Here is a 13,265-nt window from a genome sequence, read left to right on the forward strand (position 1 = left end):
GTCAGGGTTCCCGCTTGACCTCGCGGCTCAGCGTGGTAGGGGCGGGGACCAGGCCGTGCTCCAGGGCATAACGGATCAAGGCTGCGTTATTGGGCACTTCCATTTTTCTTAAGATTTTTGAGCGGAACACACTGACTGAACCTGGGGCAATCGCCAGCTCGTGGGCCACCGCGTTGACTGGTTGCCCTTTGATCAGCTTGAATAACACCTGTAACTCACGTAACGACAGTTGCTCATGGCGCATGGACTGCACATTGTTCAAGAGCTCGCGGTGGCGTGGCATCAGGTAGGGCTTGCCACGCGTAATGGTGCGGATGGCCGGGATCACCTGCGAAGTGTCTGTGGTATAAGGGAGGTAGCCATGACAGCCCAGACGGACAAAATGAATCATGCGGTCCGGCCGCTCACTGCCATTCAGCACCAGCACCGGCAGACCGGGCGCAGCATGTTTGAGATCGCACAAGGTTTCCAGGCCGTTTTGATTCGGGGCCGAAATGTCGAGGATAATCGCATCCAGCGGTTGCTGGCGGATCACACTGATGGCCTCCCGTACTGAAGGCGCTTCATGCACCAACTGCAAGTGGGGATCACTTTGTAATAGGATGCGTAATGCGTTGTGGCTCAGGGTATGGCCGTAGACCAATAATAGTTTTTTCATGGCGGTATCTTCTCGTGTCAATATGATTAAAACCGGTACACACTGCCACCGGCACTCAAAACTCCTTTCAATTATTTTTTAATATTTTTAAGAGCGTGCATTCCGCAGAACCTAAGCCAGTGAGACTGCTGCCACTGAGGCCTGTTGGTGGACGCTGCGCTGTGTTTCCCTCATGCCAGCGAGGCTGGCGTCGACCCGGTTTAGGTGGACGGTCTGGCAGGGTTTGACGCCGACTGGCACTGGCCCCCAGCGTTCCCTGGTCGCTGGCTGCCAATGTTCCATCCAAGTAATGCTTGATCAAGGCCGGGTGTACATAGCTGCGGCGGCAGACTGCCGCAGTGTTGCCCAGCCTGGCGGCGGTTTTCCGGATCGCTTCCGCCACATTTCTTTTTGCCTGGTGCGCATGTTCCACTGGGGCGAAGCTTTGCAATAGTTGCAAGGCATACAAGCTGCCAAACCAGGTACGAAAATCTTTTGCCGTGACTTGTTGCTGCGAGGCCTGGCTTAAATAAGCATTCACCTCTGCTGAACCAATGGCATGCCGTTGCCCCTGCCGGTCTACATACTGGAACAAGCGCTGACCCGGCAAGGCCCGCAAGCGGCTTAGCCAGCGCGCCAGCCTTGCATCATGCAGGCGGATACGGTGGACAATGCCACGCTTGCCCCTAAAGCCAAATTGCAGGTCATGCTGGTGAATCTGCACATGCCGGTGCCGCAGGGTACTCAGCCCAAAGGAGGCATTGCTTCTTGCATAAGCATCGTTGCCTATGCGGATCAAGGTGTGTTCAAGCAAATAAACCATCATGGCCAACACTTTTTGCTTGCACAGCCCAGGCGCCTTCAGGTCTTGTCGCACCTTTTTAATGGAGCTAAGTTGGCGCACGGATCCGTGGCAAGGACAGTCCAACCGCCAGCAGGTGGGCATATTTGTGTTGTTCTTGCTGCGCCCGCCATTGGGCGTGATACAAGTATTGCTTGCGGCCTTTGGTATCCCTGCCCGTGGCTTGCAAATAACCATTTGCATCCGGGCAAATCCATACCGCTAGCCAGGCGGGTGGGATCTTAAGGGCCGCTATCCTGGCCAGGTGTTGCCGGTTTTTCAGTGGCTTGCCCTGGCAATCCAGGTAAGTAAACCCTTGCTTGCCAGTGGCCACCCGGCGAAAGCCAGGCATTTCATCATGCATCTCTAACACTGTGGCTTCCTGCCCTTCTGGTGCGGGAAGCCGGTGGCGGATATCCGCCACCGCGTCAGTCTTCGGTGACCGCTTGCGCATCGGCGCTAGCAGCCACTTCAGCCGGGGCGCCGGGGTCTGTCTGCTGCGCAGTTTGGTGGCTGCCTTTGACATTCCAGATCACATTGCCGACATCATCCGCTACCAGTAGCTGGCCTTTTTTATCCACAATGACCCCCACCGGGCGGCCTTGGGCTTGGCCATCTTCGTTTAAAAACTCTGTGAGGACATCAATGGGTTGCCCGGCGGGCTTACCAGCTTCAAACGGCACGAAAATCACTTTGTAACCGTTATAAGGCTGGCGGTTCCATGAGCCATGCTGGCCAACAAACATGCCGTTTTGAAACTGTTCTGGCAGTTGGTTGCCTTTGGCGGGCGCCAGGCCCAACGAGGCGGTATGGGTGCCGAGCGCGTAATCCGGTTTGAGGGCTTTTGCCACCAGGTCAGGGCGGGCTGGCTGTGCCCGGTCATCCACATGCTGCCCATAATAGCTATAGGGCCAGCCATAAAAGCCATTCTGTTTCACCGAGGTCATATAGTCCGGCACCAGGTCACTGCCCAGTTCGTCGCGCTCATTCACTACCACCCATAGGTCGCCACTATGGGGCTCCCTGGCCAGGCCGTTGGGGTTACGCAGGCCAGACGCATAAATTTGATGCTGGCCAGAGTTTGCATCCACCTCCCAAATCGCTGCCCGTTCTTTTTCTTCCTCCATGCCGTTTTCACCCACATTGCTGTTGGAGCCGACCGTGACATACAGTTTGCTGCCATCGTTGTTGGGCAGAATATTTTTAGTCCAGTGATGATTACGTTCAGCAGGCAGGTCGGTGACTTTGGTCGGTGCGGCGGTGATTTCGGTTTGACCTTGCTGGTAGGGGAACTTGACCAGCGCGTCCGCATTGGCCACATAAAAAGTATCGCCTATCAAGGCCATGCCAAACGGCGAATGCAGGTCTTTGAGAAACACATGCCGTTCGTCAGCCACGCCATCGCCGTCATTGTCGCGCAGCAGCGTAATCCGGTTCATGCTTTTGGCGCTGGCGCCGCCATCTTTCATAAACTTGCTGGCCACCCAGCTTTTGAGGCTGAATTCTTCATTTTTGGGAGGATGGTTGGTTTCCGCCACCAGGATATCGCCATTGGGTAACTCATATAGCCAGCGCGGATGATGCAGGTCGCTGGCAAACGCCACCACATGTGTGCCAGGTGCCGAGGCGGGCTTTTTGCCTTCTGGCCACCCCACGGCCTCGGCGACATGTATGGTCGGAAACCAGTTGGCATGGTAAGAGGAGAGGTCTGGATCCGGCCCATAGCTGGCGGATTCCGGTAATTGTGCGGGAGGTGAACACGCACACAAGCCGAGCAGGCAACAGGTGATCAATGGCAATTGCAAAAGTGTTGTACTGCTTGGGTGCGTGTGCATGGTGTGCTCCTCTTCAATGCGCTGTTTGTGGTCTCTGGCCGGACGTTGTTTGCGCGTTTGCTAACGCCGGGTCGCCACAATCTGGTGGATGCCGGTCAACCCCTGTTCAAACTGGATCAGGCTGGCAGTCATATACAGCCGCCAGGCGCGGTAATTGCGCTCGCCGATGGTGGGCGTGACGTCCTGGTGTTGCGACTCCAGCCCGCGCAGCCAATGGCGCAGGGTCTGTACAAAATGCTGGCGCAGCCCCTCCACGTTAAATACCTCAAACCGTGCGGCATCCATACATTGCAGCAGTTGTGGAAAGCTGGCTAGTTTGCCTTGCGGGTATAGCTGCTCATTGACCAGGCGGTGGGTCGCATCTTCGGGTTGCCAGGCCGCCCGCTCGTTAGTCATGCCATGGCTTAAAAACAGCCCACCGGGGGTGAGGGCGGCATGCACTTTGTTTAAAAAGGCTGGCAAATGCGGTTCGCCCACATGTTCGGCCACGCCTATGCACACGGCTTTGTCATACTCGCCTTGCGCGGTCACGTCGCGGTAATCCCCCTGGGTCAGGGTGACCAGATGGCTGAGTTGCTGGTTTTGCACCAGTTTGCTGGCATAGGCAAACTGGGCGGGATTCTGGATATAAGCATGGACAAAGACGCCATAATGTTTGGCCGCCCAGCAAGCGAGTCCGCCCCAGCCCCCACTCAAGTCCAGCAAATGATCGCCATGTTGCAAACGCAACTTGAGGCAAATCAGGTCGAGCTGGTTTTGTTGCGCCTGGCTCAGGTCGCGCGTCTGGCCACAAAAATAGGCACACGAATGCAGCATGCGTTCATCCAGCCAGTGGCGGTAAAAATCAGAGGGCGCATTGTAATCGAGGCTTAGAGTGGCCGCCTCAGGGCGCAAGGCTTGTGTGGTGAGACCGGGCTGACTGCTCTCTGCCTCCTCTGATGGCATTAACGGCGCCACTGCGCGCAATGCACGCGCTAATGAGGTGGCCATGGGGATGGGTAATGCTTGAAAGTACTCCAGGCATTGCAGGGCTGCGCGCAAGTCGCCCAACACCTGGACGTCACCGCGGAGGTATGCCGCCAGCCAAGGCAGGGGCGTGGTCAGCAAGTTGCGGTCTCGCACCAGTGTGGCCGAGAGGCTGATGGTAAAGGCCGGTGCTTGTTCTCCTACGTATAACATCTGGCCGTTCCACAAACGCAGCGCAAATGCATCCGCATAGCTTTCAAATAACTGGCTCAGCAATAACCGGGCATGGGTCAGGGCCGGGTGATCTTCCGATTGCTTCGCCTGACTCCATTGCCAAAACTGTTCCAGTGTCAGGACATCCAGTGGGCGTGCATCCAAAGGCAGCACATTAATAGGGCGGTTATACATGGAGACTCCTCATTGTGGTCCGCGTTTCCGTCAAAAAAATAAAGCCATGCGTTTGTCATCCGGGTTGCATCAACTTGCGGCGCTTCAGTCTTGCGGGACTGCCCTGAATGGCAGCAGGGTGTTCCCGTATGCCTGGCCTGTTAGCCATGGCGGGATGCACATTCCTGACTCCGCAAGATACTGAATTCGCAACATAAAAGCGCAGATGAAAAAGCATGTGCTGTGGCTTGCGTTGAGGCCTGAAGTGTAAGAAAAGCGCCCAAGTCGCAAATATAGGCACATGACTGATTGTCCTGTCAGACAGGTCTGACAGGACTGTATAGCCCGTTTGAGCGCGTTACTACTTGGGTTAATTGCGCACCGTCTGCGTGGGCGTGACAGCCTTTTGAGGGGCGCGCGTCCCCGCTTGTAGCCCGTGCTGCCGGGTCGGGATGTCCTACATTCAAATCAGTACTGGGCTTACGCCTCCCCGCGCCAACGCTGAATACAATGAGTTCCATGGTGTATGACTGCTCATATTGTTGAGCCCCCTTGTTTTTGAGGAGTAGAGATGATGAAAACCCGTATACAATGCATCGCCCTATTGATGAGCGGCATGATCGGCGTGGCTTGGGCCGCACCGCCAGCAAATCCGGTTCCGCCTGTCGATAACACTGTGCCGCCTTGTGACAATACCGCCAATCGTGGCAAGCCTGGCTGTCACCTGGATTCAGATAGCGTCAGCCCTCCGCCGCCGACCCGCGACGAACGCGGCATCGTCGTGCCGCCTGAAGTCCCTGCGGAAGGGTTGCCTAACCAGGATCAACGGCGTCAACAGCAGCGCCCAGACCCGCCGTCTCATGCGCCAGCCGTCCCCAGCACGCGGGCACCCGCCAATGAGTTAAGAAATTAACGGATAGGCCTGGGCGGTGCGCTTGAGCGGCAACGCCCAGGCAACCTGCACGCTGGCGCAACCCGCATGCCGCAGATGCAGCCGTATGAAACATTGAATTGAAGATAGGAGAATCGTATGCAAGTCGTAGAAGACACCTTGAATCCGCCCCAGCATCAACATGTACAACCTGGCTTGGAAGAAGACATGGAGCCACAGCCCAGCTTTATTGAAGCGGGTTACCAAGGCAGTGAAAAACTCAAAGGCAAGGTCGCCTTGATCACGGGCGGGGATAGCGGCATTGGCCGCGCCGTGGCCGTACATTTTGCTGCCGAAGCCGCAGATGTGGCGATTGTGTATTTGGATGAGCATGAAGATGCGGAAAAAACCCGTGCACTGGTAGAAGGCTATGGCCGCCGCTGCCTGTTACTGCCGGGCGATGTGTCGGACGAGCGCTTTTGCCAGCATGCCGTGCAGGAGACTTTGCAGGCATTGGGCAAGCTCGACATCCTGATTAACAATGCCGCCCAGCAGTTTCCGCAAACCAGCATTGTCGAGATCAGCCAGCGCCAGCTGGAACACACGTTCCGTACCAATATCTTCTCTATGTTTTACATGGTCAAAGCAGCGTTGCCGCATTTGCCTAAAAACAGCCATATTATTAACACGGCTTCTGTCACCGCTTACCGGGGGAGTCCCGAGTTGCTGGATTATTCTGCCACCAAAGGGGCGGTGGTCTCGTTCACGCGCTCGCTGTCGCGGCAATTGGTACATCGGGAGATTTATGTGAATGCCGTTGCGCCCGGCCCTGTGTGGACGCCGCTGATCCCCGCCAGTTTTGAGGAGGATAAAGTCAGCGAGTTTGGCAGCCAAGTGCCGTTAAAACGGCCTGCCCAGCCGAGTGAAATTGCCCCCGCCTATGTTTTTCTGGCCAGCCAGGCGTCTTCATATATGACCGGGCAAGTAATACACCCCAACGGCGGTGAAATCATTAATGGTTAATTGTCCTGCATCGCTTCGCAGATGAATGCTGCATGGGCGGTGCACCACTGTCCGCACGCGAGGCCTTTTATATTGAGCTTATATTTTGGAGAATTGTCATGACTTCTGATTCCGATCACGCAGCCACTTCGATTGGTCAGCCAGCCCCTGAGCCCGTCACGCAACATTCAGGGAACAACATCACTCCACGGCCTACGCCTGATGATGAAGCGCTTCCCGTCAAACAAGATCCTGAAATGGATCCACAGCAGCCCGAACACGAGAAGCTGGATCAATGGAAGCTGGAGCAGCATACGCGTGGCGAATCCACTGCGCCGCTGCCGGATACGGGGTCGCCTGAACCCTGCCCGGCAAACAAGCCGCCAGAACAAATGGCTGCAGATAAAAATCCGCAAGTGCCGGCTAATCAACAGCACCAGGCGCCAGGCAGCGCACCCATTAACGGCGTGAAACAGCAACAAGGGCTGGATGTCCTGGTTGGCAAACAATGACTGTTTAACCGTTTTGTTAGGCCTTTCCTTCCGCTGACGATAGAGGTGCGTCGTGGCGTCCAGCGTCCTTTCTGCTAGCCTGTGTGCTAGGTGATCTTCGCTGATTACACTCTTTAAATGGGCCATTTAAGTGTGCCAGGCTTGCCGGTATGCCTTGGTCAGCCCGGCCTGAAAATTCCCCATTTTTTGTCCGACAACTCCTACAGTAAATTGCGCCTTTGTGACATGGGCAGCGCTGGCGGTTTTCACCATAATCATTCCTACATTCTTTGTTGAAATCCCCCTTACCATTTCAGGAGAACACAATGACTTTAAAACTGGGCTTAAGCCATGTTGAAAAAAATAGTCAGGCAGCCGCGGTGCAGCCCATGGCATTCGGTGCCAAACTTGCGGCCGGTGTATTCATGTTGGCCAGTCTGGCCGGTTGCGACAAGACCCCCAGTGGCGCGGCTGAATCTTCTGGCACCACAAAAGCGGCGTCCAGCACAGAGGCGATTAAATTTGTCACCACCCAGGATGGCTCACCGCTAGAAATCAAGCCTGAGTTGTTTGATACGCCAGCCGCCAAAGAATTTTTAGCCACGGGTAAAAACCCTTATGTGGGCAAAGACGATGCGATTGCAGAAGGTAAAAAAATCTTCCAGCTGTATTCCTGTACCCAATGTCACGGACCGGAAGCAGGCGGCCAAGTGGGTCCCGCGCTGACCGGCCCTAATTATAACTATGCCAAAGACGCCACCAATAAAGGCATGTTTGAAACCGTGTGGCATGGTACCAATGGCGGCATGGGCGCCAAAGGCAAAGGCTTGATGGACCCTTCCGATCCGAATAACGGCATCACGCCGGATGAGTTGCTGAAAGTGATTGCCTGGATCCGTAGCCACGGCCAGTTGACCGGGAACGAAGATGCCGCTTCGTGATAATCCTACAAATCCGTCGTAGGCAGGCTGACATACAGCCTGCCTAGGCATCCTTAGCATAGGGACATGCCTGCCTGCTTAGGCAGGTTTTCCATCAATATCTTTTTGAGAAGGATGCCCCTATGTCCAATACCCTGAAAAATACCCTTTCTGTTGTGACCGCCGCCCTGTTAATGGGTAGCACGACCCCCAGCTTCGCGGCACCCGATAACATGTCCCCTGACGCTGTGCCACCTGCGCATAAACAAAAAAATCAGGTGCCGGATACCAACCAAAACGGTAACTATCTGGAGACGCAGCAAGATAACAACAATCTCCCGCAAAACCCTAAGGGCACCGGTGACCAGCAGCAAAATGGCCGTCAGCAGCAAAATGCCCAGCCTTCCAAGCCTGCCAACATGGAAAAGAGCAAACGTTTTCATCAAGACCCTCAACAAGGCGGGACAGGCGTAAAGCAACCATAACGCGTGCCCAAGGCCCTGAAGCCATGTTGTTATGGTTATTGCTTCAGGCCCATGCCGCCCGATCATCTTCTTAAGCCTGCAGTCGGCTGTGGAAGGAAAAGGGGCGAGTGCCACGTGTGTATGTTTCATTGATGAAAGGAGAACTGTGATGACTGAAGAAGAAATGCAAGCGTGTATGACCTTGTGCAAACAATGCGCCGATGCCTGTGAAAATTGTGCGGTGGCTTGTGAAAAAGAGGCAAATCCCATGCTGACCACTTGCATAGAACTTGATATGGACTGCGCAGACTTTTGCCGGTTGACGGCGTCATTTATTGCGCGGCGTAGCGAGTTTATGGAACTGGTTTGCCAGGACTGTGCAGAAATCTGCACCACTTGTGCCGAAGAGTGCGAGCAACATTTGTTTGACCACTGCCTGATGTGTGCACAAATGTGCCGCCGCTGTGCAGAAGCCTGTCTTAAAGTAGGCGCTTCGGCGCTCGCTTAAGACTATCCGACCATTTCACAAGATGGACTGACCATTTCACAAGCTGGGCTGATCAGGTAAACAAATGCCCCTGGCCAAGTGGCACAGGGGCAACGGAGAGAAGATCGTAGCGGGGCGGCTTACTGTGCGACCACAATATCGTCTTTCACAGCAGTCACACCTTTGACATTTTTAGCCAATTGCACTGCTTTATCTGCTTCAGCCTTGGATTTGGCCACGCCAGACAATTGCACCAGGCCATTGCTGTCGGTTTCCACCTTGATGTCGGTCGCACTCACGGCTTTATCTTTGGCCAAGGCCGCTTTCACTTTAGCCGTGATGACGGTGTCTTCAACCTTGGTGCCAATGGAGTCACCGTCCGCAGCAAAGCTTGCCATTGGCAACAATAAAGCGCTGATCAGCAAAATGGATTTCAATGTCGTTTTCATGTGCAGTCCTTTCAAGATTATGGAGCCCTCATTATTCAAAAAACGCTGAGGGCAGGCCATACACTGGATTCTGATCCTATCGTAGGAGTTGGCTGACGAAGATTTTCTGACAAATACGGACTCACTCGCTTAGCCTCGCTTCACAGGGGGTCACGATGGCTTGGGATCAGGATGGCTTTGGATCACGGCAGACTGGCGTACTACAGATTAATGCACTACACGATTAATGCCCTACACAGATTGGCTAGAGATTGGTTGAGCGCCAGCGCCTCAATCGCGGGTTAACTACGTTAAGATAGCGGCTTCGCTTTTTGCCCACCTTCAAACACGCTACATCATGACCACCGGTTTACCGCTGCTGTATTATCAAGTCCATCATGCGCCTAGTGGCACCACGGGCACACCGCTATTGTTAATGCATGGCCTGTTTGGCTCTGCCGACAATTGGGGCAGTATTGCCAGGCAGCTTGCACAACACGGCCCCGTCATCAGTGTCGATTTACGCAATCACGGCCGCTCACCGCATCATGCCTCACAGACCTATGCTGAGATGGCTGCCGATGTGCTGGCGGTATGTGATCACTTGGACTTGGCGCAAGTGCATGTGCTAGGTCACTCGCTGGGCGGTAAAGTCGCCATGCAGTTTGCCATGCAATCCCCGCAACGCGTCAATAAGCTGATTGTGGTGGATATGGCGATGCGCGCTTATGCGGACGTGCACACGGCGCTCATAGACGCCATGCTGGCGGTGGACCTGAGCCTATGCGCATCCCGTAGTGAGGTGGATAAAGCGCTCGCACCCGCCATCCCCAACCTGATGGTGCGTCAGTTTTTGCTCACCAATCTGCATAAGGTGGATGATCGCTTGCAGTGGCGGCTCAATCTCGCGGCCCTCAAAGCCAATTATGGGCAACTGCAGTCAGCACTTTTGCCGCCAGAGAATACTGGCCTGACGATGCCTAGTCTGTTTATTCGCGGGGAGCGGAGTGATTATGTCAATGCGCAAGACATGCACACAATTAGCCAGCACTTCACTCAAGCCAGCTTTGTCAGCCTGCCCACCGATCATTGGGTGCATGCAGAACAGCCGCAATTATTTATGCAAGCAGTAGCAGCGTTTCTGGCGGAATAATGCTTTAGTCTCTACTGGTGAAAATCATGAGCCTGATTCAGGTAAAACTGCGCTCAACAATTTTCAAGCAGGCGCACATACTAGTCACATGTTTGAGTGTTAACTTTTCTAGGAGATCTACCATGTGGACTAAACCAGCAGCGACTGAAATGCGTTTTGGCTTTGAAGTAACCATGTACGTCATGAACAAATAATTTTAGCTGAGGCTAAAATGACAAAAGCCCGACGAAATGTCGGGCTTTTTGTTTGGCACAGGCATTAGAAATGCATGGTCAGCGTAACTTCTGCACGGCGCGGCGCGCCTGGGCCATTGAGGTTATTGCTGGTACCGTGGCCAGCCGCATAGTAACGCTTATCGGTGAGGTTTTTCAGATTGAACGCCAGATCGTACCGCGAGCTATGATAAATGGCTGCTGCATCTGCCGTCATATAACTGCCGAGTGCGACCAGGTTGTCGTTAGACGCATAGCGATTGCCCACATAATTCAGGCCACCGCCCACACTCCAGCCTTCGTTAAGTTGATGCATCACCCACAAGTTGGCGCTGTTTTTCGGTGTGAGGGCTGCCCGTTTGCCTTGTAAGGCCACGCCGTTTTGTACCGCGACTGAGTCTGTGATGCGCGCATCCAAATAGGCGTAGCCAGCAAACACTTGCCAACGTGGCGCAATTTCACCCGTCATGGTCAACTCCAGGCCTTCCGTTAATTGTGTCCCAACACCGATCAACGCATTGTTAACCGGATTGGTGCCCTTGATGTTTTCGCGTTCCAGATGAAACAGGGCAGCGGTGGTAGACAATTTGCCATTAAAAAAATCTGTTTTGCTGCCGACCTCGATATTGTTGGTTTCTTCTGGGGCCAACTGGCTTTGCTGTTGTGAGAAACTCAAGGTTTCGCCAGAGGGCTGGTAAGAGCGGCTCAATGAAATATAGTAAGACTGCCAGTCCGTGGGCTGGTAGACCAGCCCGGCGCGGGGGCTCCAGGTATGATCGGTGCGCTCGGGGTTCACCGAAGACAAGCGGTCTTCAACCTTTTGCGCGAAGCGGTCATGCCGGCTGCCGACCAAGGCTTTCCAGTGTTCAGAAAGTGTGATCATGTCCTGCACGTAGATGCCAGTCACTTGCAAGATAGTCTGATTGCTCAGGTTAGGATTGCTGCCGCGCACGCCAAACTGTGACAGGCTGGGTAATACCGGATCAAACAGGGAGACTGTGACGGTTGGATTGCTCCAGCCCCAGCGCTTCATGGTTTTGCGTTGCTCACCCACTTCCAGGCCATAAAGTAATTGATGTTGCATGCCTGCCCATTCCGCTTTTTGCAGCACTTCAAACTGGTTAAACCAGCCATCGTCCTGGCGCCATAGCTGGTTATGCGTCAAGGATGCCGTCCGCAAGTTTTCATTCACTGCCGAAACCAGCGTGTTGTTGCGATCCATTTCATAGTGGTAGGCACCCACCATATTGCGCACCGACCATTGGTCGTTAATCTGGTGTTTCAACACCGCGCGGCCGGACAGCACGTCCGAGTCGGTGTAATCGTCATCACGTGCATTGCGTGAGCCATAATAGGTATCCGGATCAATGTTGAGCGGCTTGCCCCGATAAGCCGGAATGCCAAAATCAGTCACTCGGCGGTCATGCAGTTTTTCTACCTGCAACAACAGGCTGGTATCTTCTCCCAGTTGCAATTGCAAAGAAGGGGCAAGGTTTTGCCGCTCCAGAAACCCCTGGTTTCTAAAGCTGCCGGAATCCTCGACAGCACCATTGATTCTGAACGCGGCTGAATCTCCCAGTTTGTCACCGACATCAAACTCGCCGCGGCGCTGTTTGTAAGAACCACCGTTAAGCTTAATGGTGCGGATTGTTTCGCCTGGTTTTTTGGTAATCCGGTTAATCAAGCCGCCAGAAGAACCACGTCCATACAGCACGGCTGCAGGTCCCTTAAGCACTTCCACACGCTCAATGTTAGAGAGGTCACGGTAATACAGCGCGTCATCGCGCATGCCGTCTATATACATATCGCCCATCGCATCAAATCCACGGATCACAAACTGGTCGCGCTGGCCGTCCCCCAGGTTCAGAGAAACGCCAGGTACGTTTCTCAATACATCCTGTAACGAGTGCGCTGCCTGGTCCTGAATAATTTGCGCGGGGACCACATCGACGGTTTGCGGAATATCCCGCAGCGGGGCAGCAATCTTGGTCGCTGTCGTATTCACCAGCGGCTGGTAGTCTGTACGGCTGCTTTTCTTTTCCTTGACCGTAACTTCAGGCAGGGTGTCCGTCCCGCTATCATTTTTTGCAGAGGCTTCTGCGAGGGCATAGGTAGAGTGGGCCGCACCGGCCAACAGCAATGCCAGTGTAATCGGCCGTAACGTCGATGAGTGGTAATACATGAAAACTCCCATAGGATAAAAGGCTCTGCCAGGCAGAGAGGCGTACGGTTGAGTCCAGGCTCAACTTCTGTTAATAGTAATGATAACGATTTTCATTAATTATTTGAAGGATGCAGCAGAGAATTTGCTTCTGTTAACATCAGGCTGGTGAAAATCATGAGCTGCATACGCGTAAAAGCGCGCTCAACAAAAGGCTGGCAGGCAGGCATACTGGTGACACGTTTGATCGTTAACTTTCTAGGAGATCTACCATGTGGACTAAACCAGCAGCGACCGAAATGCGTTTTGGCTTTGAAGTAACCATGTACGTGATGAACAAATAATTTTAGCTGAGGCTAAAATGACAAAAGCCCGACTAGAGGTCGGGCTTTTTGTTTGCTGGGGCAGGG

Annotated in this window: 17 protein-coding genes; 9 read left to right on the top strand and 8 right to left on the bottom strand. The window is 54.1% G+C overall.

The genetic code is table 11. The features are described 5' to 3' along the window. Position 1: 1 nt before the first annotated feature. The 5 genes from ACIDF8_RS02660 to ACIDF8_RS02680 all read right to left on the bottom strand — a co-directional run bounded on the left by ACIDF8_RS02660 (position 2) and on the right by ACIDF8_RS02680 (position 4,687). On the bottom strand, positions 2–658 hold the full coding sequence (locus ACIDF8_RS02660) for a LuxR C-terminal-related transcriptional regulator (RefSeq protein WP_412009077.1): 657 nt from the start codon (positions 656–658) through the stop codon (positions 2–4). 67 nt (positions 659–725) lie between these two features. Next, on the bottom strand, positions 726–1,463 hold the full coding sequence (locus ACIDF8_RS02665) for a hypothetical protein (protein ID WP_412009078.1): 738 nt from the start codon (positions 1,461–1,463) through the stop codon (positions 726–728). Positions 1,464–1,527: 64 nt separating this feature from the next. After that, positions 1,528–1,932: a hypothetical protein gene (locus ACIDF8_RS02670; protein ID WP_412009079.1), complete on the bottom strand. Its 405-nt coding sequence runs from the start codon at positions 1,930–1,932 to the stop codon at positions 1,528–1,530. Next, positions 1,907–3,313, bottom strand: coding sequence for a PQQ-dependent sugar dehydrogenase (locus tag ACIDF8_RS02675; protein WP_412009080.1), 1,407 nt, complete (start codon positions 3,311–3,313; stop codon positions 1,907–1,909). The genes ACIDF8_RS02670 and ACIDF8_RS02675 overlap by 26 nt, the downstream gene beginning before the upstream one ends. Before the next feature lie 60 nt (positions 3,314–3,373). Continuing rightward, positions 3,374–4,687: a class I SAM-dependent methyltransferase gene (locus ACIDF8_RS02680; protein ID WP_412009081.1), complete on the bottom strand. Its 1,314-nt coding sequence runs from the start codon at positions 4,685–4,687 to the stop codon at positions 3,374–3,376. Between the two features lie 550 nt (positions 4,688–5,237). Between ACIDF8_RS02680 and ACIDF8_RS02685 the strand changes: the two genes are divergently transcribed. From ACIDF8_RS02685 to ACIDF8_RS02695, 3 genes are all read left to right on the top strand, one after another. After that, on the top strand, positions 5,238–5,579 hold the full coding sequence (locus ACIDF8_RS02685; RefSeq protein WP_412009082.1) for a hypothetical protein: 342 nt from the start codon (positions 5,238–5,240) through the stop codon (positions 5,577–5,579). A 117-nt stretch (positions 5,580–5,696) separates the two neighbouring features. Next, positions 5,697–6,560: an SDR family oxidoreductase gene (locus ACIDF8_RS02690; protein WP_412009083.1), complete on the top strand. Its 864-nt coding sequence runs from the start codon at positions 5,697–5,699 to the stop codon at positions 6,558–6,560. Positions 6,561–6,658: 98 nt separating this feature from the next. Further along, positions 6,659–7,051 (top strand): hypothetical protein, encoded by a 393-nt coding sequence (locus ACIDF8_RS02695; RefSeq protein ID WP_412009084.1) that lies wholly within the window; start codon positions 6,659–6,661, stop codon positions 7,049–7,051. 126 nt (positions 7,052–7,177) lie between these two features. Here ACIDF8_RS02695 and ACIDF8_RS02700 read toward each other — a convergent pair whose 3' ends face one another. Further along, a complete protein-coding gene (locus ACIDF8_RS02700) occupies positions 7,178–7,303 on the bottom strand; it encodes a hypothetical protein (RefSeq protein ID WP_412009085.1) in 126 nt (41 codons plus the stop codon). Positions 7,304–7,419: 116 nt separating this feature from the next. Between ACIDF8_RS02700 and ACIDF8_RS02705 the strand changes: the two genes are divergently transcribed. The 3 genes from ACIDF8_RS02705 to ACIDF8_RS02715 all read left to right on the top strand — a co-directional run bounded on the left by ACIDF8_RS02705 (position 7,420) and on the right by ACIDF8_RS02715 (position 8,922). Then, on the top strand, positions 7,420–7,971 hold the full coding sequence (locus tag ACIDF8_RS02705; protein WP_412009637.1) for a c-type cytochrome: 552 nt from the start codon (positions 7,420–7,422) through the stop codon (positions 7,969–7,971). A 122-nt stretch (positions 7,972–8,093) separates the two neighbouring features. Next, the gene (locus ACIDF8_RS02710) at positions 8,094–8,435 is read left to right on the top strand and encodes a hypothetical protein (protein WP_412009086.1); all 342 of its coding nucleotides are present in this window, start codon (positions 8,094–8,096) and stop codon (positions 8,433–8,435) included. A gap of 148 nt (positions 8,436–8,583) precedes the next feature. Then, positions 8,584–8,922 carry a four-helix bundle copper-binding protein gene (locus ACIDF8_RS02715; RefSeq protein WP_412009087.1) on the top strand — a complete coding sequence of 113 codons (339 nt, stop codon included), beginning with the start codon at positions 8,584–8,586 and terminating at the stop codon, positions 8,920–8,922. Between the two features lie 119 nt (positions 8,923–9,041). Here the strand turns inward: ACIDF8_RS02715 and ACIDF8_RS02720 are convergent, their stop codons facing one another. After that, positions 9,042–9,350, bottom strand: a complete 309-nt coding sequence (locus ACIDF8_RS02720; RefSeq protein WP_412009088.1) for a BON domain-containing protein — start codon at positions 9,348–9,350, stop codon at positions 9,042–9,044. A 337-nt stretch (positions 9,351–9,687) separates the two neighbouring features. Between ACIDF8_RS02720 and ACIDF8_RS02725 the strand changes: the two genes are divergently transcribed. After that, complete coding sequence (locus ACIDF8_RS02725) at positions 9,688–10,482, top strand: alpha/beta fold hydrolase (protein ID WP_412009089.1); 795 nt, start codon at positions 9,688–9,690, stop codon at positions 10,480–10,482. A 122-nt stretch (positions 10,483–10,604) separates the two neighbouring features. Further along, positions 10,605–10,676, top strand: a complete 72-nt coding sequence (gene pqqA / locus ACIDF8_RS02730) for a pyrroloquinoline quinone precursor peptide PqqA (RefSeq protein WP_081624291.1) — start codon at positions 10,605–10,607, stop codon at positions 10,674–10,676. 64 nt (positions 10,677–10,740) lie between these two features. Here the strand turns inward: pqqA (ACIDF8_RS02730) and ACIDF8_RS02735 are convergent, their stop codons facing one another. Continuing rightward, positions 10,741–12,876 carry a TonB-dependent receptor gene (locus ACIDF8_RS02735; RefSeq protein ID WP_412009090.1) on the bottom strand — a complete coding sequence of 712 codons (2,136 nt, stop codon included), beginning with the start codon at positions 12,874–12,876 and terminating at the stop codon, positions 10,741–10,743. A gap of 251 nt (positions 12,877–13,127) precedes the next feature. Between ACIDF8_RS02735 and pqqA (ACIDF8_RS02740) the strand changes: the two genes are divergently transcribed. Next, entirely contained in the window at positions 13,128–13,199 is a 72-nt protein-coding gene (gene pqqA, locus ACIDF8_RS02740) for a pyrroloquinoline quinone precursor peptide PqqA (RefSeq protein ID WP_081624291.1), read from the top strand. The last annotated feature ends 66 nt before the right edge of the window (positions 13,200–13,265 follow it).

Origin of the sequence: Methylophilus sp. 3sh_L, assembly GCF_046766015.1 — a bacterium.
Lineage (GTDB): Bacteria > Pseudomonadota > Gammaproteobacteria > Burkholderiales > Methylophilaceae > Methylophilus.

Bases quoted from the DNA above. Each gene is read 5' to 3' on its own strand.
- ACIDF8_RS02715 (WP_412009087.1), top strand. From the start codon at position 8,584: ATGACTGAAGAAGAAATGCAAGCGTGTATGACCTTGTGCAAACAATGC.
- ACIDF8_RS02710 (WP_412009086.1), top strand. From the start codon at position 8,094: ATGTCCAATACCCTGAAAAATACCCTTTCTGTTGTGACCGCCGCCCTG.
- ACIDF8_RS02665 (WP_412009078.1), bottom strand. From the start codon at position 1,463: ATGATGGTTTATTTGCTTGAACACACCTTGATCCGCATAGGCAACGAT.
- ACIDF8_RS02690 (WP_412009083.1), top strand. From the start codon at position 5,697: ATGCAAGTCGTAGAAGACACCTTGAATCCGCCCCAGCATCAACATGTA.
- ACIDF8_RS02685 (WP_412009082.1), top strand. From the start codon at position 5,238: ATGATGAAAACCCGTATACAATGCATCGCCCTATTGATGAGCGGCATG.
- ACIDF8_RS02680 (WP_412009081.1), bottom strand. From the start codon at position 4,687: ATGTATAACCGCCCTATTAATGTGCTGCCTTTGGATGCACGCCCACTG.
- ACIDF8_RS02695 (WP_412009084.1), top strand. From the start codon at position 6,659: ATGACTTCTGATTCCGATCACGCAGCCACTTCGATTGGTCAGCCAGCC.
- ACIDF8_RS02700 (WP_412009085.1), bottom strand. From the start codon at position 7,303: ATGGTGAAAACCGCCAGCGCTGCCCATGTCACAAAGGCGCAATTTACT.
- ACIDF8_RS02725 (WP_412009089.1), top strand. From the start codon at position 9,688: ATGACCACCGGTTTACCGCTGCTGTATTATCAAGTCCATCATGCGCCT.
- ACIDF8_RS02720 (WP_412009088.1), bottom strand. From the start codon at position 9,350: ATGAAAACGACATTGAAATCCATTTTGCTGATCAGCGCTTTATTGTTG.
- ACIDF8_RS02660 (WP_412009077.1), bottom strand. From the start codon at position 658: ATGAAAAAACTATTATTGGTCTACGGCCATACCCTGAGCCACAACGCA.
- ACIDF8_RS02675 (WP_412009080.1), bottom strand. From the start codon at position 3,313: ATGCACACGCACCCAAGCAGTACAACACTTTTGCAATTGCCATTGATC.
- ACIDF8_RS02705 (WP_412009637.1), top strand. From the start codon at position 7,420: ATGGCATTCGGTGCCAAACTTGCGGCCGGTGTATTCATGTTGGCCAGT.
- ACIDF8_RS02735 (WP_412009090.1), bottom strand. From the start codon at position 12,876: ATGTATTACCACTCATCGACGTTACGGCCGATTACACTGGCATTGCTG.
- ACIDF8_RS02670 (WP_412009079.1), bottom strand. From the start codon at position 1,932: ATGCGCAAGCGGTCACCGAAGACTGACGCGGTGGCGGATATCCGCCAC.